We start from the raw sequence: 24,908 nt of genomic DNA on the forward strand, positions 1-24,908 counted from the left end.
CGGGACACGGGACTGTCTCAGCCAGAGATCGCTGCGATGTATCGCTGAACGGACATTTCGAACGCCGCCTTTGCATTGCCTTCGATGTTGCGGCCCCACCATGCGCCATAGATGCGGTCGAACGTCAGCGGCTCGACCGCGCGTGCGATCCGGCGCACGGCTGCGGCATTGAGCGGGATATAATTCGGATAGCTGTGCATGAAGCTGAGGGAGCGGCGATCCATCGCCACCATGGCGACATCACCGGTGAGCAGCGCACCACGGCCCTCCGCGCCAGCGCGCCAATGCAGGACCGTGGCACCTGCAAAATGTCCGCCGGTTCGTACCAGCAGGATATCGTCCGAGAGCCGGAGGCTGTCGCCGGTCCATGGCACGATTGTCCGGTGCGGCCGCGTGACGAAAGCGCGGTCGTCGCCGTGCAGGTAGACCGGCACGCCGCCGAACGCCTCGCTCCAGTCGGCGACCGCGCCATAGTAGTGCGGGTGTGAGACGGCAATCGCCTTCAGGCCACCGAGCGAGCGGACGTAGTCGATCGCCTCGGGCGTGGCTAACGGCACGCAATCCCACATCACGCAGCCATCCGCCTCGCGCACGAGTAGCGCGCGCTGTCCGATCGCAAAACTCGGCTTGAGTCCGATACCGGGAATGCCGAGATCATCACGCCAGACGAGCGTGTGATGTTGCGCCAATTCCTCGCGCGTGAGCCACGCCTGTCCCTTCCAGTTCACAAATTGCCGTTCGTCCTCGCAGACCGGACACGCGGCCGGTGGGTCGGCACTTTCGGGAAACTGGGCGCCACATTGTTCGCAGGTCCATAGCGGCATCGGCATCACTCCTGTCGGAAGGAGTGGTAACGCATAACGGCAGGGCCAGCCAATGCGAAGCGCGGATCAACATTTAGTAACCGATCGCCGCCCCGTCGCTGCGCGGGTCCGAACCGCCGCTCAGCACGCCGTTCCGCCGGTCGATCGTGATGCCATGCGCATGGCCGGCCATTTCGTTCCAGGCGTCCCAGCGGTTGATGGTGTGGCCGCGCTGTGCGAGCGCATCGATCGTATCTATAGGGAACCGCCCTTCGATATGCAGCGTGTCGCGCGCCTCGCCGAGCGCGAAGCGGCCGGAGAGAAATCGCGGCATCTCGATCGCTTCCTGGATATCGAGTCCGAAATCGATCATGGCGGAATAAAGCTGGAGCTGAATTTGCGGCTGGCCATCCGCGCCCATGCAGCCGAGCACGCTCCAGAGCTTGCCGTCGCGTTTGGCCATCGAGGCGATCAGCGTATGCAGCGGGATCTTGCCGGGCTCGAGGCGATTGGGATGATTGCGGTCCAGCGTGAAATACGCGCCGCGATTTTGCAGGATGACGCCGGTGTTTCCCGCGACCACGCAGGCGCCGAACGCGCCATACAGGCTTTGAATCAGCGACGCCGCGTTGCCGTCACGATCGACAACGGCGACATAGACTGTGTCGCCGGCAAGGCTGCCGAAGGATGGGACCATGTCCCATTTCAATGCCGACCTCCCGTCGATCAGCCGGCCGCGCAGGTGCGCGTATTCCTTCGATATCAGCCGCTCGACCGGCACCTCGACAAAGGAGGGATCGGCGAGCATCTGATCGCGGTCGTGATAGGCAATCTGCTTGGCCTGTACCATGAGATGCACATGGTCGGGCCCGAGAAAATCCTTTCGATGCAGTTCGTGCGGCTCGAGGAGGTTGAGCATCTCGAGCACGGTAAAGCCCTGCGTCGGCGGCGGCGTGTTGAAGACGGTGACGTCGCGGTAGCGGCCAGCAAGCGGCTCGCCCCAGATCGCCTTTTGCCGGCCGAAATCGGCCAGCCGAAACAGCCCGCCTTTCTCTTCCGAAAAGCGCGCCATTTCAGCCGCGACCTCCCCTTGATAAAAGCCCGACCATCCGCGATCCGCGATCGATTGAAGCGTGCGGGCAAGGTTTGCATTGGTGAGCTTTGCGCTTGGCCGCGCTGCCGTGCCTTGCGGAAAGAACAACGCGGCGGCCTCGCGATCCCCAACCAGATCATCGCGCATCATCTCGATGAAGCTGGCAAGGCGGCCGGTGACCGGGAAGCCATCGCGCGCATAGCCGATGGCGCTCTCGAGCACGCGCTGCAGAGGCAATCGGCCATGGAGATTGTGCGCCTCAATCCAGCTCGCCACGGCGCCCGGCACCGTGAGCGTCGCCGGCACGATTCCCCGCAGCGGGATTTCCTTCAACCCTCGCTGCTCGATCGACGAAAGCGTGGCAGTGGCTGCCGCCTTGCCGCCGCCATTGAGGTAGCGGATCGCGCCGCTGGCGCCGTCGTGAATGAGCCAGAACGCGTCGCCGCCGAGACCCGTCATGTGCGGATAGACGACGGCGAGCACCGCGCTCGTCGCAATCGCGGCATCGATGGCGGAGCCGCCGGCGCGGAGCACGTCGATGCCGGCCATGGATGCCAGCGAATGCGGCGACGTCACCATGCCGTTCGACGCAAGCGTCACCGGTCGGCCGGTACGAATGTCCAATTCAAGCCCCTGGAATATGCCGAGCCGTCAGGCGCGAATTCGCCTGATCATGTACCTGCGATTCATGGTCAGTCTCCTTGCTTGATGAAAAGAAAGAGCGAACCCGCGGACGTCAGCCGCAGCATGAACCCTTGTCGCGGTTGTCCCGGCTCGCAGCGTTCCGGTCGGGCGGCAGGTCCATCGCCGGATTCTCGGCAAAAAAGCCGTTCGGCTTTAGCGTGAAGCCGACATATTCGACCGGCATCACCGGAAAATCCTCGGGCCTGCAGACATGCGTCGCCCCAAAACTGTGCCAGACCACGATATCCTGGTTTTCGATGGTGCGGTTCTGGGCGATATATTTCGGCAGACCGTCGCCGCCGGCATGCTGGTTCGGAAACTCGCCGCTCGCGTATCGCTCGTCGGGCGCATAGCGCGTCACCCAGACGTGCTTGGTTGCAAATCCGCCGCGCGAGGTCATGTAACAGCCCTCTTGCGCCAGCATCGCGGGCGCACTGTGCGCTATCAGCTTGTACGATGTCGGACCGCCGACGCTATTCGTTTTGTTGGGGTTGCTGATCTTCCAGTACCGCCCGGTCCGCCCGTCGGCTTCTCGGGCCGCGTCGCGCTCGCGCGAGAGCGTTCGGGCCGTGACATCGAACACGTTGCCGTATGGGTTGTCCGTACCCCACGGCCGCGGGCGGAACTCGTGCTCGGTGACGGTGTTGCCTTCGCCGTCGAGCATCATGTGCAGGCGGGCATTGAAGAAGTGCTGATGGGTTGGGCCGCCGAGATACTCGGCGACCATGCCGCCCCACGGGTAGTCCTTGCCTGCGGCGATCGCCGCGGTCTGGATGATGCCGGTCAGTTTGACTTCGAGCTGGATCGTGCCGTCCTGATAAAAATACCAGAAGAAGCCGTAGTCGTAGTTTCCGACTGTGGTGAAGAAAGAGATGACGAGGCGGCGCGACCGCCGCACCTCAAACGTCTCGTTGCGGAACTCGTAATGCTTCCAGAGGATCCCGTAATCCTCCTCATGCAGGCAGATCGCGTTCTTCATGATGCCGGGCTTGCCGTAGTCGTCGGCGACCGGCACGTCGAAATAATTGATATGGCCGAGGCAATCGCAGCCGAGTTTGAGCGCGTTGGCGAGCTTGCCCAGCCCATACTCGCCGGCATCGAAGGCGCATTTCCAGAAATGGTTCGCGGTCGGATCGGCATAGGGCACGATCATGTCGGTGACGCTGGCGCGGTAGATGATCGGCCGTTCGCGCGCACCGTCGCGGAACGATATCTGGTGCAGCACGAGGCCCTCGCGCGCGGTCCAGCCGACGCGGAACGACCAGTTCTGCCAACTGACCTTCCAGCCCTCGACCGTGAAGCTCGGGCCGTCCTTCTGCACGATGTCGAGCGGCTTGACGTCCTTGCGCGTTTGCGGGATCGACGCCCGGTCGTAGTTGCGTGATTTTCTCGGGATCGGAATGATGTCGGGCTCGTCGACCAGATGGACGATCCTGTTCTCGATCAGGTCGACCAGCGCGACCACGCCCTCGATCGGGTGCGCGTAACCATTGTCCTTGAGATCTCTGCGCCAATAGGACACGGCGCTGACCAGCCTGCGGCCCTTCTCCACCTCGCGGTCGAAATAGCCGGCCGAGAACGGATCGACTTGAACCAGCTCGATGTCCTTGTCATCGAGGCCGCGCCGCTTCATCGCGCGCCGCCAGTCCGCGTCGGCCTTGACGATGTCGCCGACCTTGAACACTTCCTCGATGGTGATCGGCGGCTGGCCGTAAGGATGTGCCTTGGTCGAATATTCGCGCCACGCCGTCACGGACTCTGATTCAAGGTCTACGGTGGCGACATGCGTCGCGCCGGTCTTGCTGTCGAACAGGGTGGCGGCGGCCCGCCGTGGCAGCCCAACGCCCGGCTCCCAGCCGAGGACGTCGGACTTGGCCGGCTCTTCGAGCTGCACATGCGTAAATCGCGCGTGCGGGCCGAGTCTCTTTTCTTTCCTCAGTATTTCGGACGCCAGCGCGACTTCGGCCTCGCTGAGCGGGTCGAGCGGATGATCGGCATCTGTGCCGACAGATGGCTTTGTAGGTATCATATCGGACCGAATTCCCATGGACTGGTTGCAGGTTACGGCGGTCCGAGACGGCGTGTCTTGAATGAACCTGCCACGTCCGGCGCTGGTTCGCCCTTGCCAGAGCCACCAATCCTGCGCGACGCTGGGGGTTCATCAACCGGATGTCGTCACGCGATGCCGATCAGCGTCTCCACCGACCCGATCCGTCCGACGGAGCGTCAGGCCTTCTGGACCGAGGCGATCTGCCGGTCTTTTGCCAATATCGAGACCAAGCCGCTCGGCTCCACCGTCGTCAGCGGCCACTTCGAGTTCGTCGAGATCGGCGATGCCAAGCTCGTGCGCTTCGACAGCAGCCCGCAATGCTACACCCGCGATGCCAGGCTGGTGAGTCGGGCCGGCTCGGACGAATTCATGTTCGACTTCCAGCGGCGCGGGCGCAGCGCGATGGTGCAAGCCGGCAACGAGGGCACGATCGATCCGGGATATGGCGTGCTCTATGACGCGCGGCGTCCGTTCGAGGATCGGCTGTTCGGCCCCGAACAGTGCGCGGAGCTGCTGATCGCAACGGTCCCCGCCGCGCCGCTGTTGCGGTCCGTTCCCGGCGCGGAGCGATTATGCGCCAAGCCTGTACCGCTATCCGGGACTGTTGCGCGTTCGATCGCAGCGATGGTTCGCAACGCGATTTCCTTGCCCGATCCGCCAGGACGACAAGATGAGCCAGATGTCGTTGCCTTCCTGTCGGCTCTGCTGCGTCTTGCCGCAGGCGCTGGCCATCAACTCACCCGTCCCAACCTGTTCCGCCTGATCGACACCTATCTGAGGGCCAATATCGTCGCCGTCCGGCCAGTGCCGGCGCTCGCCGCCGAGTTCGGCATCTCGGAGCGGACCTTTCATCGCATCTTCGCCGACCGCGAGACCACGTTCGAACGGCATGTCCTTCATCTGCGGGTCGAAATGCTGCGCAACCTGCTGCGGCAGGCTTCGCTGGCCAACATTTCGATCGCGAGATTGGCGCATCAGTGCGGGTTTGCCGATGCCGCTCACGCTGCACGCGCGTTCAAGAACAAACATGGCACCACGCCGCGGGATTTTCGCGCAAGCGTGCCGGTTCGGTTCTAGGCAGGCGTACCGGTTCTAGGATGCGGCCATCGCCCGGTTTGCTTCGTAATAGCTGCGATACCAGGCCGCGAACTTCTGGATGCCGTCCTCGATCGGGGTTGCCGGGCGAAAGCCGACGTCGCGCACGAGGTCATCGACATCGGCATAGGTGGTTGGCACGTCGCCCGGCTGCATCGGCAGCAGTTCCTTGTTGGCCTTGCGGCCCAGCTCCCGCTCGAGAATGTCGAGTACGAGCATCAATTCCTGCGGCTTGTTGTTTCCGACATTGTAGATGCGCCAAGGGGCGATGCTCGATCCCGGGTCCTGAATTCCGTCCAGCCCGGGCCCGGGCTGCCCGACCTGCGGCGCGCGATCGATCAGGCGGACCAGAGCCTCTGTCACGTCGTCGATATAGGTGAAGTCGCGAAGCATCCGGCCGCCATTGAACAGCTTGACCGGATCGCCGCGGACGATTGCGTCCGCAAACACGAACAGCGCCATATCGGGCCGATACCACGGGCCGTACACCGTGAAGAAGCGCAAGCCTGTGCACGGGATTCCGTAAAGATGGCTGTACGAATGAGCCATCAATTCATTGGCCTTCTTGCTCGCGGCATAAAGGCTGATCGGATGATCGACATTGTCATGCACCGAGAAGGGCAACTTCCTGTTTGCCCCGTACACAGACGACGAGGATGCGAACAACAAATGGCGGCAGCCATGGTGCCGGCATCCCTCCAGGACATTGGTGAAGCCGACCAGATTGGCGTCGACATAAGCGTGCGGATCCTGCAGCGAGTAGCGCACGCCTGCTTGCGCGGCCAGATGAATGACGACGGGAAACCGATGGCGCGCGAACAGCGCCGGTATCGCGACGCGATCCGCCACGTCCAGCTCTTCAAACTGAAAACGCGGATCGTTGCGCAGGATCGCGAGCCGGGCCGCCTTCAGTTGCGGATCGTAGTATGAATTGAGGTTGTCGAGCCCGACCACGCGATGGCCCGACTGCAGCAACCGTTGCGCCACGTGAAATCCGATGAAGCCCGCGGCTCCCGTTACCAGAATTGCCTGATCCGGCATCATGCGTGCATCCTCCACCAGCCGATGTCATGACGGCTCATGCTTGTCAGTACGCCACCGATTTCGGTCGCCCCACGCCGCAGTAAAGAAAGCCGTTCCGCCTCACCTCCTCCGGAGAGTAGATGTTGCGCAGATCGACAATCACGGGACAGGCCATGATGGTGGACAATTCCTTGAGATCCAGCGCCCGGAACTGCTCCCATTCAGTGACGATGACGAGCGCGTGGCATCCTTTCGCGCAACGATAGGCGCTGTCGCAGAAGGTAACGTTCTCGAACACCTTCTTCGCCTGCTCCATGCCGACGGGATCGAAAACGCGCACCTCGGCCCCCATGTCCTGCAGCGCGGTGATCAGCGGAATGGATGGCGCGTCGCGCATGTCGTCGGTATCCGGCTTGAACGTTACGCCGAGCACCGCAATGGATTTGCCCCGGATGTTGCCGCCGAACGCATTCGCGACCTTGCGTGCCATCGCCCGCTTGCGCTGGTCGTTGACGGCGACCACCGTCTCGACGATGCGTACCGGCGATTCATTGTCCTGACCGGTCTTGATCAGCGCCATCGCATCCTTTGGAAAGCAGGAGCCGCCAAAGCCCGGCCCCGCATGCAGGAATTTCTGGCCGATCCGGTTGTCGAGGCCGATCCCGCGCGCGACTTCCTGCACATTGGCGCCGACCTTTTCGGCGAGATCGGCGATCTCGTTGATGAAGGCGATCTTGGTGGCGAGAAAGGAGTTGGCGGCGTATTTCGTCAATTCGGCGGTGCGGCGATCGGTATAGAGGATTGGGGAAGCGTTGAGATGAAGCGGCCGGTACACCTCGGCCATCACGCTGCGGGCGCGTGCATCGTCCGTTCCGATCACGATCCGGTCGGGATGCTTGAAGTCGCGGATCGCCGCCCCTTCGCGCAGGAATTCGGGATTGGAAACGATGGCAACTTTGGCGTCGGGATTTTCTTCGCGGATGATGCGCTCGACCTCGTCGCCGGTCCCGACCGGGACTGTCGACTTGGTGACCACCACCGCCCGGTCGGGAAGCACGCCGGCGATCTCGCGCGCTGCCGCATAGACATAGGAAAGATCGGCATGGCCGTCGCCGCGGCGCGACGGCGTGCCGACCGCGATGAACACCACTTCCGCACCGCTAACGGCCGATTTCAGATCGCTCGAAAATGAAAGGCGGCCTTGGCCAACGTTTCGCGCCACCAGTTCGGCCAGTCCGGGTTCGTGGATCGGCATCTCCCCGTTGTTGAGGCTCGCAACCTTCTCCGCATTGCTGTCGATACAGACGACCTGATGGCCAAAATCGGAAAAGCACGCCCCTGACACCAGCCCAACATAGCCGGCGCCAATCATCGCTATATGCATTACGGTTCCTGTCTGAATAGCCGCGCGGCCCAAAGGTCGCGCCGGCAGAGAGGCGGTGAAACGACGCGCTAGCTGCTCAATATCGATTCACCGTCGAGATGCCGGGGAAAGAAGAAGAAGTTGTTGACGTAGAACTGTCCGTTCTTGCGGCCGCCGTCTGGCCGCAGCGCATCTGCATCCTGAAGCCTTCGGGAATCGAACTGTTCCACTCCAATCACGTCGTTGTCCTTCAGGAAGAACCCCCGATAGGATTTGTTCCGAAAGAATTCGAACACCAAGCGGGTCGCCTCGGTGCGATGCCGGTCCTCCGCCTCGACCAGGAATACCGGCTGGCAGCGCTCCAGAAGCTCGACGGCGCCGTTCAGCACATTCAACTCGTGGCCTTCGACGTCGATCTTCACGAACGCCACGTCCTGGTCGATCACAGCGTCGAGCCGCGCGATCGGCACATGAGCGGAAACGACCTTCGCCGATGAGTCGGCTCGCGCCTCCAGCGAGGCAAGGCCGTACACCAAACCATCTTCGCCTTGCGGGATGAACAGCTCGGCATCGCCGTCATGATCCGACAGCGCGATCTCGTGAACGCTCACATTGCGCGCCGAGGTTCGGCGCAGCAACCTCGCCATCTGCTGCGAAGGCTCGAAGGCGTGGACCTGGCGGGAAAGCCGCGCCAGCCGCCGCGTGTAGAGGCCGCAGTTTGCGCCGACGTCGACCGTCACCGCGTCGTCGGGAATGACCTTGTCGAGATAGGACAGTTCCCGCTCCGCTGATTTGGGGCGCTTCATGAAGTGCCATTGCAGCCATATCGAGGGAAACGCATCCTTCACCAGCTCCTTGACGTGTTGTTTTGTGTTCATCGCTGCCTCCCTTCGTGTCGCGCGCGCACGCCTCGTTGCGACGTGCCTCGCCCTCGATGCGGATGCTGCCTCCCACCCCACCACACCTCAAACGCGGTCATAGATATCCTGCACGCGGACGATGTCGTCCTCCCCGAGATAGGCGCCCGACTGGACCTCGATCAGGTTGAGGGGAACCTTTCCGGGATTCTCCAGACGATGCATGCATCCCAAAGGGACGAAGATCGACTCGTTCTCGCGCAGCAGGATTTCCTCGTCGTCGCGCGTAACGATTGCGGTGCCGTTCACCACGACCCAATGCTCGGCGCGATGATAATGTTTCTGCAGCGACAGCTTGGCGCCGGGATTGACGGTGATGCGCTTGACCTGAAACCGCTCCCCGGCATGGATCGATTGATAGTATCCCCAGGGGCGATGGACGCTGTGGGTCTGGGTCGCCGAGCGATGGCCGTTTGCTTTCAGGCGCTCGACCAGTTTTCCGACGTCCTGGTCGCGTTTCCGGCTGGTCACCAGCACGACGTCCGGCGACGTGGCGATGACGAGATCCTCGACGCCGAGCGCCGCGACCAGTTGCCCGTCGCCCCGCACGTAGCAACCCGAAGCATCTTCCACCACCGCATCGCCAATCACGACATTACCCGACGAATCCTTCTCCGCCATCGACCACAGCGCCGACCAGCTTCCGACATCGCTCCAGTCGAACGTGGCGGGAACCACCACCGCATTGTCGGTCTTCTCCATGATCGCGTAGTCCATCGAGATGCTCGGACAGGCCTCGAAAGCGCGCTCATCGAGCCGGAGAAAATCAAGGTCGCGGGTTGCGCCCGTCAGCGCCTTGCGACAGGCGGCCAGGATCTCGGGCGCCCGGTGCGCCAATTCGTCGATGAACTGACGCGCGGGCAGCAGAAATATCCCGCTGTTCCAGACATGCTCGTCGCAGGCCAGCAGGCGCTCGACCGTCACCAGATCCGGCTTCTCGACGAAGCTGGCGACATTACGAATCGGAGAAGCGGCTTCCAGCTCATCGCCCATCCGGATATAGCCGAATCCGGTTGCTGCCGACGAAGGCCGCACGCCGAACAGGACGAATCGGCCGCAGCGCGCGGCCGTGATGCCCGTCGATATGGCGGCGCGAAACGCAACGTGATCCCGCACCCAGTGGTCGACCGGCATCGCCAGTATCACGGCGTCGGGATCGGCTTCGCTGGCGAGCAGGGCTGCAACCGCAACCGCGGGAGCAGTGTTTCTTCCGAACGGCTCGAGCACGATGGTCGGACGGTCGACGCCGACCGCGCGCAACTGCTCGCCGATCGCAAAACGATGCTCGGCATTTGCAATCACCATCGGGTCGGTAAACAGCGAGCGGTCGTCGACCCGTAGCGCCGTTTGCTGCAGCAGGGTGTTCTCGCCGAGTAGCGAGAGCAGTTGCTTGGGATAGGTTTCGCGCGAAAGCGGCCACAGCCGCGAGCCGGCGCCACCGGACAGGAGAACGGGTACGATACGGCCGCGCGGCTCGATCATCGGCATTGCATGGTCCTTCGATGTTGCGACGTTGAGTTCGGTCAGAATCCGCTTCCCGACAGGAACTCTTTGCGGATCGTGCGGATGATGATCATGATGTCCATGCGCAGCGACCACCTCTCGATATAAACGAGATCGTAATCGATCCGCGAAACCGCAGGACCAAACTCGGCCGTGCTTCCCCGGCATCCGCTGACCTGCGCGAGCCCGGTAATGCCCGGCCGCGCCGTATGCCGCTGAAAATAATAAGGCACGAGGTGTTCGTAGGGCAGATCCGCCGCCAGCATTCCCGGCACATGCGGTCGCGGCCCGACCAGCGACATATCGCCTTTGATCACGTTGATCAGTTGCGGAATTTCGTCGAGGCTGGTCTTGCGCAGAATTCGCCCCACAGGCGTCACGCGCGCGTCGCCCTGAACCGTCTGCCTTACGCCGCGCACATCGCCCGCATCCGCGCGCATGGTACGGAACTTGTAGATCTTGAAGCGGCGGTTGCGATAGCCGTATCGATACTGGAAGAACAGCACCGGGCCCGGCGACGTCAGCTTGATCGCAACTGCGATGACGATCAGGAGCGGCGCGAAGAACAACAATGCGCCGCTTGCCGCAGCAATATCGAACACACGCTTTGCAAGCGACGAGGATGGCTCGTTTCGCGCCCTTCGGCGCGAGCGCCGGCGGGCTCGATACGCGCCATGCGTACTGCCGCCGGCAAACTCGACAGGACGGACTGATATCTCAGTTCGCTCTCTTCGAATCGGCGCAACGTTGCTCCGATCGAAGTTGGCTGTCACGATGGAGGCCATGACTCTCCTCTCTCTGCGGGAACCGGACTGTGAATTAAGCGCGTGGAGTTACTCGACCGCGAGCGCGACGATTTCGCAGCAGCGAACGTCCGCACTTCGCGGTCGCTAAGACTTTCCAGAATTTTGAGCGAAGTTTGGCGCAAATGCGAAAGCGGTGCCGCACCACCGCGGAACTGAATCGTTAACGGGATTTGTGCGACGCGATATTCCGATTTGTTCGGAGATGCTTAGTCTCGATTTGCCTGGTTAATGAGCTGCGCGCGAATCGAGGCTGCCATGCATAATCGAAAAGTGCGGAACAAATTCCATTGTTCGATTCTCGATGAATGTAGCGTCGCTGCACGGGCAACAAATGCCTGTCTCGTCGTTGTTTTGTTAGTCGAAGGCCAAGCGATCCTCTGCAGCGTGACGACTGGTGGTGATTAAGGCGCACGGCTGCTGCGGTGATCGCAAGGTTGGAAAAGAAAACAGAGACGGCAGCGATTCGCGAGCCGTCCACCTAGCGGAACGCTTCCAGGGAGGCGCTCATGATGGCCCAACGTCTGCACAGCCGTGCGCTGGTGCCGGTGCCGCACAGCACATTGTCGCCCGATCGCAGGCTGAGGAACCGCATCATCATCGCAAACGCGGCGGCGTGGATTGCGATCGTGATCCTGATCTGCCTGCTCTTTTACTAGCTTATCAGCCATTATGCCGGTGGCTGCATCTCAAGGATCTTGCGTCATGGATTGACCGCCGCACGGTTCCATGATCGACATCTCACATTATGCACCGATCGCCCGCGGCACCTTCGCGCTCCGTTAACGCTTCAGCGCCTGCCGGTACACGCATCTATGCGGTCGGCGACATTCATGGGCGTGCCGACCTGCTGAGCGAGATCATTGCACGCATCGACGATGACATAAGGCGTAGACCGATCGCGCATACGGTCGAGATCTATCTCGGCGATTACGTTGATCGCGGACCGCACTCCAAGACCGTGATCGATCTGCTCACGGTCCGACTCGTTGCCAATCACGCTGTGTGTCTACGCGGCAACCACGAGGCCGTGATGGAAGGGTTCCTTCAGGATCCGGCCATCCTGCAGTATTGGCTGCAACTAGGCGGCATGCAGACGCTTGCATCGTATGGCGTTGAACTACATGACGAAACCGCGACGGCGAGCGAGGTGCATCGCCGCTTTCTCGACGCGTTTCCGCGTGCACACCAACTGTTCATGCAGTGCTTGCGCAATCAATTCAGTTGCGGCGATTTCCTTTTCGTGCACGCCGGCATTCGTCCGGATGTCCCGATCGAGCATCAGGATCCCAACGATCTGATTTGGATTCGCGATGAGTTCCTGGGCTCTACGCGGGATCACGAACAATTCATCGTGCACGGCCATACGCCGGTGCCGCATCCGGATATCAGGCATAACCGAATCAACATCGATACTGCTGCGTGGCGGACGGGAACATTGACCTGCATTGCGATCGAAGGATCGGCGATTCTCTTCCTGTGACTCGCATGCAACGTTTCGTTAACGCATGCGCGCATGTTGGGCACATGGAACTTCGTCATCACATTCTTTCGCCGTTTTTGCTTCCCTATCATCCGCGGCTGTTACGTGCATTCATGGAGATGCAGCCATGCAGCAACGGTCGTCCAGCGCCGGCCCGACGCTTTCCTCTCTTCTCTTCGTCCTTGTAATCGCCGGCATCAGTGCCGGATTTTCGATTCGTGCTTCAGCACAAACGCCGCCATCCGCATCGTCTGCGGAGCGTTACGTACTCGGTCCGAACGATCGAATCAGGCTGAAGGTCTACGGCGAACCTGACATCACCGGCGAGTATGAAATCGACAATGGCGGTCAAGTTTCGATTCCGCTCGCCGGTCACATCAAGGCTGCAGGCGCCACGACGCGGCAGCTTGAAAAGGCGATAGCATCCGCGCTTGCAAAGGGAATCGTGCGCGATCCGCGCGTCAACGTCGAGATCGCGCAGTATCGCCCGTACTACATCCTCGGCGAAGTGAAGAAGAGCGGCGAGTATCCATACCGCAATGGGTTGACGGTCATGGACGCGATCGCAAGCGCCGGCGGATTCACGTACCGCGCCAACGAAAGCAAGGTCTATCTCCGCCGTGCAGGTGCCGGCGCGGAAGAGACCCACCCTCTCGATGCTCCCGTCCCGGTCTATCCCGGCGATAACATTAGGGTTCCGGAACGCTACTTCTAGCGTCTCGGAATTCAGATGGAGTGCATGCGCACCTGAGCGGATGATGGTGCGCATGTTGCGCTGTTGTCACAGTTCGCATTTTGCACATGCGAAATATTTTGCGACGCGAGGAAAACTTTTTCCGGCAAGGCGCGTTGCAAGCGAGCGCATCACTTCAATCTCACAACTCAAAACCTTGCGCCCGCGTACCGAGTATGAGGCCTGCCGTTCTTATGCGCAGTCGACGATCATTATTTGAGCGATGGGCCTCGCCCGATAAGTGTTCGCCGCCTTCGCGTTCCCGCAAGGGATGGGTGATGGGATTCGAGTCTGCATCGCAGAATACGTCTGAGCGACGCGGAGAGCGATCGCATTCCATAAGCGTGCCCGGCCGCTTCAGCTTCAACCTGTTGCCTGCTCCGGCGGCTGCCATCCTGCTCGGTCTCGGATCGCCCGCAAATGCACAAGCCATTCCGTGGACCAGCGGAGAGTTCGCTTCACCCTGGAACGCGCAGAAAATCTTTGAACCGTCATCGCTGCCGGACAGGACCGATCCGGACAACCGCGAAGAGATACCGCCCGAGGACATGCCGGTGAAAAAGCGACAACAGCCTGGCTATGAGCCCGTCGGCATTCGCTCCGGCTCCTGGATGTTCAACCCGTCGCTGACCGCCGGTACTTTTTACGACAGCAACGTCTTTGCGTCGAACACCGCGCCGCGTTCCGACATCGCGGCGGTGATCGAGCCGACGCTGCGCGCGCGCTCGCTATGGGGGCGGCATGGCGTCGATCTGAAGCTGGATGCGCAGTCGACGACCTATAGCCAGTTTTCGAGCCTGAACCAGACCAATGGCAGCCTGAAGGGCAATGGCTGGCTGGACATTACGAAAGACACGATGCTGCTGGGCAGCTTTCAGATCGCACATCTGAACGAAGGCGTCGGCACGCTCACTTCCCCCGCCAACGCCATATCGCCGACGCCATACAATCTGATGTCCGGCGACGTCACGCTGCGCAAGGAATTCAACCGGCTGACGACCTCGATAGGCTTCCGTACCGATTCCTACGACTACGGATCAACGCGCGCGCAGGACGGCACCGTCATCAACCAGGACGCCCGCGACGGACAGATCTACGCGCTGCACAGCCGGATCGACTATGCGATTTCTTCCACCCTCGGCTGGTTCGGCGGCGTGGAAGGCAATCAGCGCGACATCAGGGGGACGCCAGGCCACACGCTGGACTCGCAAGGCTATCGCGCGCTGACCGGCGTCACGGTCGGCTTGAGCAATCTGGTGACCGGCGAGTTCGGCGCCGGCTATGTCCAGCAGCGTTTCGACGATCCGTCGATCGGCAACATCGAAGGCCCCTCCTACCGCGCGCGGCTGACGTGGCGGCCCACCCGTCTGCTCGATGTGCATTTCAATGCCGAACAGCTCGTCACGCAGACCACCGACACCAGCGCCACCGGCGTGCTTGCGAATGCGGTTCAACTCGGCGTCGACTACGAGCTGCGGCGCAACGTGATCGTATCGCTCGCGGGCGGTTACGAGAACGACCGGTTCTTCGGCCAGGTCCGCAAGGACAACGTGCTGACATCAGACACGCGGGTCAAATATCTCATCAACCGCTTCGGCGCCGTTTCCGCCTACTACCGATACACCAAGCGCGACAGCGACGTTCCCGTCTTCAGCTTCGACAAACACTTGGTAGGAATGAATGTTACAGCGCAATTCTGACCTGCCCTATGTGGTCCCCGACGAGCCTTCGGTTCGCCCCGCGGAAAGCTGGCAGTATCCGACCGTCGATCTGCGCGAGATGGGCCGCATCCTGCGCCGTCGGTACAGGCTGCTGGTATTGCCGGTCGCCGTCCTGCTCGGGCTGGCGCTGACCTATCTGATGCTCGCGACTACTTTATATACGGCGACGTCGACCGTGCTGGTCGATCCGCGCCGCGCCAATGTCGTCGAGACCAACCAGTCCGTGCTGTCGAATTTCGGCACGGACGATGCAACCATCGAAAGCCAGACGCTGCTGATTCAGTCGGTTGCGATCCTGGTGCGCGTCGTCGGCAAGCTGAAGCTGACGGAGGATGCGGAATTCAAACCCAAACCCGGCCTCCTCGATCCGATCAAGCCGCTGTTCAGCATGTTCAGCAGCAGTGGGCCAAGCGACGGTGCAAGCGCCGAAGACGCCGCCGAGGCGCGATCGGTCGAGATCCTTCAGAGACGGATGAAGGTAACAAGGCAGGGCACCACCTTCCTCGTCGATATCGCCGTCAGTTCGGAATCGCCGCAGAAGGCCGCAACCATCGCCAACGCGGTTGCGGACGCCTATTTCGACGAGCAGGTCCGCGCCAAACACGACGCCACGCGTATTGCCGCGAATTGGCTCAACGGCCAGATCGACGAGTTGAAGTCGCGAGTCGTTGCGTCCGAGAAAGCGGTCGAGGATTATCGTTCGGCCAACAACCTGATGGTCTCGCAGGGCGTAACCCTCAACGACCAGCAGCTCACCGACCTCAATAACAAGCTGATCGCCGCGCGCGTGCAAACGGCGGAGGCGCGGGCAAAGTACGAGCAGGTCCAGGACATCGCGAAATCAGGCGGCGATCCCGGCGGCATCAACGCAGCCATTTCCTCGGAAATGATCACCAAGCTGCGCACGCAGTATGCCGACATCGCCAAGAACGAGGCGGATCTGTCGAGCAAATACGGCACGCGTCATCCCCTCGTCGCCAATGTGCGGGCGCAGCGGCGCGACACCCAGAAGCTGATCAACGACGAAATCCGGCGAATACTGGAGAGCACGAAGCACGACTATGACGTCGCGCGTTCGCGCGAGGTGTCCCTGCAGCAGAACCTGGACCAGCTCCAGGGCGTGTCCACTTCCTCCGGCCAGGCGCAGGTACGCTTACGCGAACTGCAGCGCGAGGCCGAGGCCAGCCGCACGCTCTACGAATCCTATCTGGCGCGCTCCAAGGAAACCACCGCGCAAGAGAGCCTGGAGATGCCGGATTCCCGGATCGTGACCAAGGCCAGCATCCCGATCAGACCGTCGTCACCCAAGACGATGCTGATCCTGGGGCTTGCCCTGATGCTCGGGCTCGGGGCGGGCAGCGTGCTGGCCTTCCTCACCGACTATCTTGACGGCCGCGTCAAGACACTCGAACAGGCCGAATCCATTGCGGGTGTCCCGGCCCTTGCCGCGGTGCCGTTGATCGGCACGCGAGAGCTGGCCCGTCTCGCGCGGCGCGGACGCAGCGAACTGGACAGCTACGATCCGAAGACCACCAAACTGCTGCCGCCGGCGTTGCAGCCGCCTTTGACGCGTTACGCGATCGACGAGCCTGGCACGTTCTTCGCGGAGGCCATCCGCGCGGTCCGCCTGTCGCTGCAACGGACGATGCGGTCGCAGCCGGTGAAGGTCGTGCAGGTCACCTCGGCACTCGACAGCGAGGGCAAAACCACGCTTGCCATCAACCTGGCGCAGTCGCTGGCGACCCTTGGCATCCGAACGCTGCTCATCGATGGGGACCTCCGCAATCCACAAGTGACCCGTTCCCTGTGTCCGCGCGCCGAGGCCGGACTGCTGGAAGTCGCGATCGGACACGTCGCCCCGGAACGCGCCGTCCTCGTGGATCAAAGCACCGGGCTCTCTGTGTTACCGTCGACCAGGATCAAGCACGTCGAGTTCATCACCGAACTGATGTTCTCCGACCGGATCGTCGACGTGCTCGATTATTTCCGCCACCGCTACGAATTGATCGTGATCGACTCGCCGCCGCTGGTGCCCCTGGTCGATGGCCGCGCGCTCGCCGAACTGGCCGATCGCATCATCCTGGCGCTCGCGTGGGACCAGACCCCCCGCGAAGTGCTGTCCCATGCCATGGACCTGCTGTCCCCCGTCAGTGACCGGATCATGGGAACGGTACTGACCCGCGTCGATCTCAGCCGCCTGCAATTCTATGACTATTACCGCAGCTCGGCTTACCTGAAGCCATACGGCACCGCGGGCCTGCATGCCGGAGCGGCCCGGTGAGAGCGCGCGGACCGCTAAATGGATCGGCCGGTGTCGCACGGGTGCGTCCTCGTCACCTTGCTTCACCGGCAGTGCGGGCAGCTTCCCCTGGCGGTCGGCGCGTCGCGAATGCCGACGCGTTCATCGAACGGATCGCGACCGGCTTGATGCTGCTGGCCGTCATGGCGACATTCACGCTCTCGTCCTCTGTGCTGACCAACTGGAAAATCCACTATCTGACGGCGGGCGGAAATTTTTACGAAAAGCTGCATCCGGCAACCTATTTCACGGTGCTGGCACTCTCCCTGCTACTGATGCGCAGCCGCGGGCCGGTCGGCGAGATCAACCGGATGTTTTCCGAGTCGAAGCTGCTGCTGGCCTATCTGCTCTGCTGGCTGTTTCTGCTGATCCAGGTGATCGTGCTCGAACGCCCGTTCACGGTCATCATCGACACGTTTCTGCTGCCGATCCTGATCGTGATGGTGATGTGGCAGTTGTCGCCCGCGCAAAGGCGCCCGCTGGCCTGGGCCATTCACCTCACGATCCTGCTGAACGTCGGACTCGGATATTACGAATATTTCTCCGGGCATCGGCTGATCCCGCTGACGCTCGGCGACGTCGTAGTGGTGGGAGAATGGCGCTCAGCGGCGCTGCTGGGTCACCCGCTCACGGCATCCGGCATCGTCGGCGCCTACGTGCTCGCGCTGGTGCTCCGTCCGGCGATCTGCCCGCCGCTCCTGGTACGGCTGCCGCTGATCGCATTCTGCCTGGCGTCACTGATGGCCTTTGGCGGCCGGACGTCGCTGGTCACGGTGCTGGCGATGATCGGGCTGGTCGGAGGCTTTGAAGCGATCCGCCTGATACAGGGAAAGCGAACGCAGCTTCCCGCGGCCATTCTCGCCATCTGCGTGCTGTTTGCCGCCGGCGCCATCGTCTTCGCCGCGCTCGACCTCGGCATTTTCGACAAGATGCTGCTGCGCTTCTCTTCCGACAAGGGCAGCGCGCTCGCGCGCTTCGCCACGTTCAACCTACTCTCGCATTTCGATTGGCACGAGCTGATCCTCGGCCCCAATCCGGTCCGGGTGAATGCATTGCAGTCGCAGCTCGGCCTCAACTACGGCATCGAGAACTTCTGGATTGCCGCCATCGTCCAGTTCGGCCTCATCCATACCGTCGTTCTGACGACCGGACTGATCTGCTTCTTCGTCGAATTGCTGCGCCGTTCGAGCGCCGCGGTATGGGCGATCGTGCTGCTGATCATCGTCATCGCCGCGAGTTCAGTGAGCTTCTCGTCGAAGAACATTCAGCTCGCGCAGTTCGTGATCCTCATTTCGATCCTGCTGCCGCGCGAGCAGCGGCGCATCGCCGCGTCCCCGCAAGTCCGCGCGCCTGTCACCTACCGGTCCGTTCCGGCATAACTTCAGGATTCCCTTTCGTATGGCCATCTACGTCGACAACACCCACCTCGGACGCCACGTCACCGGTCTCGAACGCATTACGCTGGAGCTGTTCTCCGCCGCAGCGCTTGCGCCGCTCGATGTCGTGCCGGTGACGGCGAAGGGTCTTCGTCAGATGCTGACGACGCAGACCCTGGGCCTGCCGATGCGGCTCGCCGCTTCGTCCTCGATCCTGCTCTGTCCCGGCTTTCCGCCCAGCCCGCTGCTGCGGCCGTTCGCATCGCGGGTGCTACCCTATATCCACGACGATTTCCTGATCACGCGGCGCGCGGAGCTCAACATGCGGGCGCGGCTTTACATGGCCGGCCCCTTCAGGCTCGCGCTGCGCCACTATCCGCGCTTTCTGGCCAACTCCGGCGATACCAGGCGCAAACTTGCCGCGCATTGCCGGTCCGATGCCGAAGTGACGCTCTATCGTCCCGCGGTGCGCAATGTGTTTGGCCTCGACCCCGGACAGCGCGGCGAACGGAGCGCGCGGCCCCAACCGCTTCGGCTGATCGCGCTGGGCACGGTCGAGCCGCGCAAGAATTTTGGAGCGGCGGCGAAAATCCTCGACGCGTTGCGCATGCAGGGATTTCCCGACGCTACGCTGGATATCGTCGGAAGGCCGGGATGGGGCGACGACTGGCAAGCCCTCGAGAAGCAGCCGGACGTTACGCTGCACGGATATCAGTCGGCCGACCGCGTCAATCAATTGCTTGACGCCGCCGATCTGTTCATCTGCACCTCCCATGACGAAGGCCTGGGATTGCCGCTGCTGGAGGCGCAATACGCCGGCCTGCCGATCATCGCCCCCGATGCTTCCATCTTTCGCGAGGTGCTCGGCGAGTCCGGCATCTACATCGATACCGCAGATCCTGCTTCGGCGGCCGCGCGGATCGCGGCTGCGCTCTCGAACGAGGACTGGCGCGCCCGATACGTGGCGCAGGCACTACGGAATCTGGCGCGCTGGAACGATCTGGCCCGCGGCGACCGCGAAAACGTCATCAGCCTGATTGCCCGCCTTGCTCACCTCCAGGGAAGCGCTACTGCGGAGTATCGCCGCCTTGCATGACACCAGCGCCACAAGGCACCAGGATGGATTGCGGATCATCGCGGCCGGCGCCGTGGTGATCCTTCACTATTCCGACTACTTCAAGGACTTGCCAATCGGCCGTTTCATGGTCGCGCACACCTGGCATTTCAATCTGTTCGTGGACCTGTTCTTTGTGGTCTCCGGCTTTGTCATTGCGCGTCAATACTTTGGCCGCGTCGACGATGCCGCATCGATCGGCCGCTTCCTGTGGCGTCGCCTCGCTCGCATCTATCCGCTGCATCTCGCCACGCTCGCCTTCTATGTTGCGCTTGCCGGCGCACTCCATTTCGGCGCTGCCCGGACGGACAACCCGGCCCGATATCCGCTTTCAGATCTGCCCGCGCAGTTCCTGCTGCTTCACGCGTTCATTGGCGAGCGCTTGACGTTCAACTTCCCGAGTTGGTCGCTCTCGGCGGAGATGTTTTGCTATCTGCTTTTTCCGCTGGTCGCGCTGGTCGCGCAACGCCGCAAGGAGGCGGTTATTGCGCTCGTGGTCCTTGCCGCGCTCGCCAATTCCCTTTGGGCATCGGCTGCCGGAACGCCACCGTGGGCCGACTGGATCAACCAAGGCGGCGCCTTCAGGGCGCTGCCTGCCTTCAACCTCGGCATGGCCGGCTATCTGTTTCGCGGCCGGATCGCGCGTTGGCCCGCGATGCCCGGCGCGCTGGCAGCGTCGCTAGCGGCTTTTATCGTACTCGGCTCCCTGCTGCCGACGACGACCGCGCTGCTTGCGGTCTACGCCATCGCGATGCTTGCGATTCAGGCCGACTGCGCCGGACGTGAGACGCTACTGTCGCGGCTCGGCTTCGATCGCTGGTCGGCGCTGACCTATTCCTGTTACATGCTGCACATCCCGGTTGCGACCGTCGTCATCACCCTTGGATCACGCCTGCTTTCCTTATCGGAGCATGAACGACTGATTCTGGCGCCGGTAGCGATCATCGTTCTTGCATTTGCGAGCATCGTCTCGCTGCGCACATTCGAAACGCCGCTGCGGCGATATCTGACCGAAGTTTACGACCGCCGCGCCCTCAAACATGTGCCGTCTCCAGCGATCTCGCGGCAGGAGAGCACATGATGGCAGTCGTCGAACGCGTATCAGCAAGCCCGCCATCTCTGAGCGTCTCGCGCGCAACGGCCCAAAGCCGCAATAGCGTCGTCGACACGATGCGCGGCATCGCCATTTTGATGGTGATCGGGATCCATTCGCTGCCGCAGCCGCTCGACGCCATCTGGACAAAATCACTTGATGCAGCGCTACGGCCCTGCGTGCCGGTGTTCCTGTTCGCTTCCGGATATCTCACGGCGCTTTCCGGCCGCGTCCCCCTGGCAAAGCGGTTAAGGGTAGCCCTGGTCCCTTACGCGATCGCGTTCGCCGCCGCCTACATCTACATGGCCCTGCATAATCCGGCGATGGATCATCGCATCGGCACGACGCTCGCCCGGTTCGGGCTGGGATATGTGTTCGTCTACTATTACGTCTTCGTCTATGTCTGCTGCACGCTCGGTCTGCGGCTCATTTTTGCGGCCGGCGGGGACGGACAACCCGCTTCAAGGCAACGGATCACCGCGCTGCTGCTGCTCTCGATCGGCAGCGGTTTGCTTGCCGGCAGCTATTTGGATCCCGCCATGTCGAGGCTCGGAGCGTCGGAGGCGCTGCTCGACGAAATCCGCATGCGCGACATTCCGTTCTGGTTCTCGTTTGCCGCGCTTGGCGCGCTGACCGCGATGTTCAGAGACCTGCTCGAACAGGATATGCGCCGCGCGCTCCTTGGCGCTGCGCTGGCTGCCTATTTGTTCTATGCCGCCGTGCGCATTCTCAACCTCGGCGACGCCGCCACTTACGATTCGACCGCCTTCTTCCTCTATGCGGCCCTGTTCTGCGTTGCGCTGTTCGCCATCCAGCCGAAATCCGCGCTACTCGGGTGGATCGGCTCGGGCAGCTACTTCATCTATCTCTGGCACATCTTCATCGTGATGGCGCTGCGCGATCATACCGTGCTGCGCCAACTCGGCGGCGTCGCCAGCTTTGCCGTCTCCTGCATCTTGACGGCCCTCATCTCTACCGCGGCGCTGCTCGCCGTACGGCAATTCGCCTCGCCCCGAATCTGCCGCTGGCTGGGGGCTTGAGCGATGCTCCTGAAGCACACTTTGCTCTATCTGCCCGCGCAATTCGTCGGACCGCTGTTCCAGCTTCTGGCGATGATCGTATGGACGCATGTCGTCGACGAGCACACGCTCGGCGTCATCACGCTGATTACGGCCACGCACGAATTGCTACAGATCGGCTTTCTCGCCTGGTGGTCGCAATTTGCGTTGCGTTTCCTCGGACGGTACCAGGACGTCAACGACGCGCCGCGCTTCTATCGCACCGAAAATGCGGTCTTGCTGGCATCCCTCGCGTTGCAAAGCGCGGCCGTCGTCGGAATTCTGCATCTGATCATCGCGCCCGGCGCCGGAACGGGCCTTCTGCTCGCCGCCATCGCCTATGTGATAACCCGGTCGCTCAACCTCTACATCGGTGAACGCGCCCGCGCGCGGCAGCAGATCCGCGTCTATACGATCCAGCAGGTGTTCGGGCCATCCGTCGGATTTGTCGTGGGCCTGGTGTTGATCAAACTGCTTGGCCAATCCCCGGATTGGCCACTTGCGGGTTACGCCGCCGCGCAACTGACGGCCGCGCTCATCGTCCTGCCCTGGATCGGCTGGGGTCACCGCTTGTGGCCGATCGACCGGGAGATCGTGGTCCACGCCCTGCGCTACGGAATTCCGCTGATCATCGGCGGCGCGCTCGGCTGGGTCGGCCTCAATGCATCGCGCTTCATCGTCAACGAAATGTCCGGAGTGGCCGCCGCCGGTCTGTTCGCCGTCGGCTATGGCCTCGGCCAGCGGGCCGCGGCGGTCGCGGCCATGCTGGTGACGGCAGCAGCGTTCCCGCTGGCGGTGAAAAGCATGGAGCAGCACGGCGACCAGGCCGGGATGCGCCAGCTCGCCAACAACAGCGCCCTCCTCGTCGCAATCCTGGCGCCAAGCCTCGCCGGCATCATCATACTGAGAAACGAGATCGTGCATCTCCTGATCGCAGCGCCGTTCCAAGCGGTGACGCTCGCCATCCTCCCGCTTTCCACGCTCGCCGGCGCAATCCGCAACCTGCGCGCCCATTTCGGCGACCAGGTCTTTCTCCTGCAAAACCGCACGCGCTGGATGATGGCCATTGCCGCAATCGACGCGTCGATGACCGTGGTGTTGAGCGCCTTGTTCCTGCCGCGATGGGGACTGCCCGGCGTCGCCGGCGCCACCGTGCTGGCGGCACTGGCCGCCGCCACCGTGAGTTTTTCAATCGGGTTTACACGATTTGGCCTGCGCCTTCCGGTCGGCCATCTCGTGCGCATCGCATTGGCTACCATCGCCATGGCGGCCGTGCTGCGAATGTTTCCGGAGGCCCGAACGACCCCGATTCTGGCGGCCCACATTGCGGCGGGCGCTGCCACCTATTTCGCAGCGCTTGCCCTGTTCTATGCACCGTCGCTGGTGCGGATGCTTCGGCCGCGCCCCCAGCATTCAGGGGCGTGAGGCATTCGACACGATCGGCGCCTACGACTTTCTGGCATTCTCGAACGCGCGCGCCATCGCGAACCAAAGCGGCTTCTTCTGCATCGACGAATCGAACGGAAGCGGCCGAGGCAGCCGTTGCGCGAGTGGATCCTTCTTCTTCGCCGCGTCGGTATAGAACGAGTAGTTATCGGCAAGTTCCCACGCGATCACCATTTTGACGGCCGGCACCCGAAGCGCGTTGGTCAGGAACTTCTCCGCCGTCTCGGCGATCATGGCATCGCGAGTTGCTATGTCGTCCGGAAACGTATCGTCGCGCACGTCGAACTCGGTCAGATAGATATCGACACCACGTTCGGCGAGCGCGTGAAGGAATTCGGTAAACCGTCCGGGATCGTGCGGGTAGCGAGGCTGCAGGTGACTCTGCAATCCAACGGCATGCAGCGGCACGCCGGCATGCTTCAATTCGTCGACAAGCTGCAGCAGGCCGCGGCGAACCGCGAGGCCGACGTCGTCGTCGCGTTCGCTCTGCGCCTCGTTGAGAACCAGCTTTGTCTTTCGGTCGATCCTCGCCACGCGTTCGAAGGCACGGCGCACATAGCCGGTACCGAATGTGTCGTACCACGGACCGAGCCGGTAGCCGCCGGGCGCCTTGTGCCCAGGCCAGAACGGCTCGTTGACGACATCCCATGAATGCAATTTGCCTACATAGCGGGCAGCCACTTCGTCGATATACGAATCGAAGAACCTCTCACGCTCGGCACCGCTCATGTTCTTGATCCATTGCGGAACCCATTCGTTCCAGATCAGGCAATGACCGCGCATCGGAATGTTGTGACTCGCACAAAATTGCAGCAGACGATCTGCACTCTCGAATCGCTTCGGCCCCGGCTGCGGCGCGATGGTTCCCATTTTCATTGCAACGTCCGTTGTGACGATGCGCGTCTGCGTCTGATACAGCTCGCGATACGCAAGATCCTTGTCGATCACCGGACCAGCAGCCGCGCCGAACACGATTCCGTTACGAGCCGCGATGACGCCGAGGCTTTGCGCAGGCTGCGCGGCGAATACTTTCTTCCCGCACGAAGCAACGCTTGCTCCTGCGATGAGAGCGAGCGCATCTCGCCTCGACCACTGCTGCATAGCTGATCTCCATCATGTGAATGATTCGTCGCGACGTCTCGTCCTTCGCAACGCGGCATCGCCATCGTTGCGTCGCATTAGTCCGATTTCGTGACGAATGTCCGTCGAGAAAATTTTCGGCACGCAGTTCCCCTCGCGAAGCAACGCGTC

Annotated in this window: 20 protein-coding genes; 11 read left to right on the forward strand and 9 right to left on the reverse strand. The window is 62.2% G+C overall.

Annotation, left to right across the window (positions count from 1 at the left end; all coding sequences use genetic code 11):
* Positions 1 to 17: 17 nt before the first annotated feature.
* The 3 genes from V1278_RS34065 to V1278_RS34075 all read right to left on the reverse strand — a co-directional run bounded on the left by V1278_RS34065 (position 18) and on the right by V1278_RS34075 (position 4,609).
* On the reverse strand, positions 18 to 824 hold the full coding sequence (locus V1278_RS34065) for an MBL fold metallo-hydrolase (protein WP_334383728.1): 807 nt from the start codon (positions 822 to 824) through the stop codon (positions 18 to 20).
* 73 nt (positions 825 to 897) lie between these two features.
* A complete protein-coding gene (ggt, locus tag V1278_RS34070; protein ID WP_334383729.1) occupies positions 898 to 2,520 on the reverse strand; it encodes a gamma-glutamyltransferase in 1,623 nt (540 codons plus the stop codon).
* A 112-nt stretch (positions 2,521 to 2,632) separates the two neighbouring features.
* Positions 2,633 to 4,609, reverse strand: coding sequence for a primary-amine oxidase (locus V1278_RS34075; protein ID WP_334383730.1), 1,977 nt, complete (start codon positions 4,607 to 4,609; stop codon positions 2,633 to 2,635).
* Positions 4,610 to 4,762: 153 nt separating this feature from the next.
* Here V1278_RS34075 and V1278_RS34080 point away from each other — a divergent pair, with 153 nt between their 5' ends.
* Complete coding sequence (locus tag V1278_RS34080) at positions 4,763 to 5,707, forward strand: helix-turn-helix domain-containing protein (protein WP_334383731.1); 945 nt, start codon at positions 4,763 to 4,765, stop codon at positions 5,705 to 5,707.
* 15 nt (positions 5,708 to 5,722) lie between these two features.
* Here V1278_RS34080 and V1278_RS34085 read toward each other — a convergent pair whose 3' ends face one another.
* The 5 genes from V1278_RS34085 to V1278_RS34105 form a co-directional block, all read right to left on the reverse strand.
* Positions 5,723 to 6,766, reverse strand: a complete 1,044-nt coding sequence (locus tag V1278_RS34085) for an NAD-dependent epimerase (protein ID WP_334384318.1) — start codon at positions 6,764 to 6,766, stop codon at positions 5,723 to 5,725.
* Between the two features lie 46 nt (positions 6,767 to 6,812).
* Positions 6,813 to 8,132, reverse strand: a complete 1,320-nt coding sequence (locus V1278_RS34090) for a UDP-glucose dehydrogenase family protein (RefSeq protein ID WP_334383732.1) — start codon at positions 8,130 to 8,132, stop codon at positions 6,813 to 6,815.
* Positions 8,133 to 8,200: 68 nt separating this feature from the next.
* On the reverse strand, positions 8,201 to 8,989 hold the full coding sequence (locus tag V1278_RS34095) for an FkbM family methyltransferase (RefSeq protein ID WP_334366583.1): 789 nt from the start codon (positions 8,987 to 8,989) through the stop codon (positions 8,201 to 8,203).
* Positions 8,990 to 9,076: 87 nt separating this feature from the next.
* A complete protein-coding gene (locus tag V1278_RS34100; RefSeq protein WP_334369150.1) occupies positions 9,077 to 10,510 on the reverse strand; it encodes a mannose-1-phosphate guanylyltransferase/mannose-6-phosphate isomerase in 1,434 nt (477 codons plus the stop codon).
* A gap of 41 nt (positions 10,511 to 10,551) precedes the next feature.
* Positions 10,552 to 11,133 (reverse strand): sugar transferase, encoded by a 582-nt coding sequence (locus V1278_RS34105; protein WP_334383733.1) that lies wholly within the window; start codon positions 11,131 to 11,133, stop codon positions 10,552 to 10,554.
* Between the two features lie 710 nt (positions 11,134 to 11,843).
* Between V1278_RS34105 and V1278_RS34110 the strand changes: the two genes are divergently transcribed.
* The 10 genes from V1278_RS34110 to V1278_RS34155 all read left to right on the forward strand — a co-directional run bounded on the left by V1278_RS34110 (position 11,844) and on the right by V1278_RS34155 (position 23,636).
* Positions 11,844 to 11,993 carry a hypothetical protein gene (locus V1278_RS34110; RefSeq protein ID WP_334366582.1) on the forward strand — a complete coding sequence of 50 codons (150 nt, stop codon included), beginning with the start codon at positions 11,844 to 11,846 and terminating at the stop codon, positions 11,991 to 11,993.
* 89 nt (positions 11,994 to 12,082) lie between these two features.
* Positions 12,083 to 12,817: a metallophosphoesterase family protein gene (locus tag V1278_RS34115; RefSeq protein WP_334383734.1), complete on the forward strand. Its 735-nt coding sequence runs from the start codon at positions 12,083 to 12,085 to the stop codon at positions 12,815 to 12,817.
* Positions 12,818 to 12,944: 127 nt separating this feature from the next.
* Complete coding sequence (locus V1278_RS34120; protein ID WP_334383735.1) at positions 12,945 to 13,532, forward strand: polysaccharide biosynthesis/export family protein; 588 nt, start codon at positions 12,945 to 12,947, stop codon at positions 13,530 to 13,532.
* A 362-nt stretch (positions 13,533 to 13,894) separates the two neighbouring features.
* The gene (locus tag V1278_RS34125) at positions 13,895 to 15,250 is read left to right on the forward strand and encodes an outer membrane beta-barrel protein (RefSeq protein WP_334383736.1); all 1,356 of its coding nucleotides are present in this window, start codon (positions 13,895 to 13,897) and stop codon (positions 15,248 to 15,250) included.
* Positions 15,231 to 17,552: an AAA family ATPase gene (locus V1278_RS34130; protein ID WP_334383737.1), complete on the forward strand. Its 2,322-nt coding sequence runs from the start codon at positions 15,231 to 15,233 to the stop codon at positions 17,550 to 17,552. Before V1278_RS34125 ends, V1278_RS34130 begins: the two co-directional genes overlap by 20 nt.
* Positions 17,553 to 17,593: 41 nt before the next feature.
* Positions 17,594 to 18,949 carry a VpsF family polysaccharide biosynthesis protein gene (locus V1278_RS34135; protein WP_334383738.1) on the forward strand — a complete coding sequence of 452 codons (1,356 nt, stop codon included), beginning with the start codon at positions 17,594 to 17,596 and terminating at the stop codon, positions 18,947 to 18,949.
* 19 nt (positions 18,950 to 18,968) lie between these two features.
* Entirely contained in the window at positions 18,969 to 20,042 is a 1,074-nt protein-coding gene (locus V1278_RS34140) for a glycosyltransferase (protein ID WP_334383739.1), read from the forward strand.
* Entirely contained in the window at positions 20,035 to 21,141 is a 1,107-nt protein-coding gene (locus V1278_RS34145; RefSeq protein ID WP_334383740.1) for an acyltransferase family protein, read from the forward strand. Before V1278_RS34140 ends, V1278_RS34145 begins: the two co-directional genes overlap by 8 nt.
* Positions 21,138 to 22,193 (forward strand): acyltransferase family protein, encoded by a 1,056-nt coding sequence (locus V1278_RS34150; RefSeq protein WP_334383741.1) that lies wholly within the window; start codon positions 21,138 to 21,140, stop codon positions 22,191 to 22,193. Before V1278_RS34145 ends, V1278_RS34150 begins: the two co-directional genes overlap by 4 nt.
* A 3-nt stretch (positions 22,194 to 22,196) precedes the next feature.
* Positions 22,197 to 23,636, forward strand: coding sequence for a lipopolysaccharide biosynthesis protein (locus tag V1278_RS34155; protein ID WP_334383742.1), 1,440 nt, complete (start codon positions 22,197 to 22,199; stop codon positions 23,634 to 23,636).
* A gap of 21 nt (positions 23,637 to 23,657) precedes the next feature.
* Here V1278_RS34155 and V1278_RS34160 read toward each other — a convergent pair whose 3' ends face one another.
* Positions 23,658 to 24,758 (reverse strand): endo-1,4-beta-xylanase, encoded by a 1,101-nt coding sequence (locus tag V1278_RS34160; RefSeq protein WP_334383743.1) that lies wholly within the window; start codon positions 24,756 to 24,758, stop codon positions 23,658 to 23,660.
* Positions 24,759 to 24,908 lie beyond the last annotated feature (150 nt).

The organism is Bradyrhizobium sp. AZCC 1577 (genome assembly GCF_036924575.1).
GTDB lineage: Bacteria > Pseudomonadota > Alphaproteobacteria > Rhizobiales > Xanthobacteraceae > Bradyrhizobium.

Bases quoted from the DNA above. Each gene is read 5' to 3' on its own strand.
- V1278_RS34110 (WP_334366582.1), top strand. From the start codon at position 11,844: ATGATGGCCCAACGTCTGCACAGCCGTGCGCTGGTGCCGGTGCCGCAC.
- V1278_RS34095 (WP_334366583.1), bottom strand. From the start codon at position 8,989: ATGAACACAAAACAACACGTCAAGGAGCTGGTGAAGGATGCGTTTCCC.
- V1278_RS34160 (WP_334383743.1), bottom strand. From the start codon at position 24,758: ATGCAGCAGTGGTCGAGGCGAGATGCGCTCGCTCTCATCGCAGGAGCA.
- V1278_RS34120 (WP_334383735.1), top strand. From the start codon at position 12,945: ATGCAGCAACGGTCGTCCAGCGCCGGCCCGACGCTTTCCTCTCTTCTC.
- V1278_RS34115 (WP_334383734.1), top strand. From the start codon at position 12,083: ATGCACCGATCGCCCGCGGCACCTTCGCGCTCCGTTAACGCTTCAGCG.
- V1278_RS34100 (WP_334369150.1), bottom strand. From the start codon at position 10,510: ATGATCGAGCCGCGCGGCCGTATCGTACCCGTTCTCCTGTCCGGTGGC.
- V1278_RS34080 (WP_334383731.1), top strand. From the start codon at position 4,763: ATGCCGATCAGCGTCTCCACCGACCCGATCCGTCCGACGGAGCGTCAG.
- V1278_RS34140 (WP_334383739.1), top strand. From the start codon at position 18,969: ATGGCCATCTACGTCGACAACACCCACCTCGGACGCCACGTCACCGGT.
- V1278_RS34065 (WP_334383728.1), bottom strand. From the start codon at position 824: ATGCCGCTATGGACCTGCGAACAATGTGGCGCCCAGTTTCCCGAAAGT.
- V1278_RS34090 (WP_334383732.1), bottom strand. From the start codon at position 8,132: ATGCATATAGCGATGATTGGCGCCGGCTATGTTGGGCTGGTGTCAGGG.
- V1278_RS34130 (WP_334383737.1), top strand. From the start codon at position 15,231: ATGTTACAGCGCAATTCTGACCTGCCCTATGTGGTCCCCGACGAGCCT.
- V1278_RS34085 (WP_334384318.1), bottom strand. From the start codon at position 6,766: ATGCCGGATCAGGCAATTCTGGTAACGGGAGCCGCGGGCTTCATCGGA.
- V1278_RS34155 (WP_334383742.1), top strand. From the start codon at position 22,197: ATGCTCCTGAAGCACACTTTGCTCTATCTGCCCGCGCAATTCGTCGGA.
- V1278_RS34150 (WP_334383741.1), top strand. From the start codon at position 21,138: ATGATGGCAGTCGTCGAACGCGTATCAGCAAGCCCGCCATCTCTGAGC.
- V1278_RS34075 (WP_334383730.1), bottom strand. From the start codon at position 4,609: ATGATACCTACAAAGCCATCTGTCGGCACAGATGCCGATCATCCGCTC.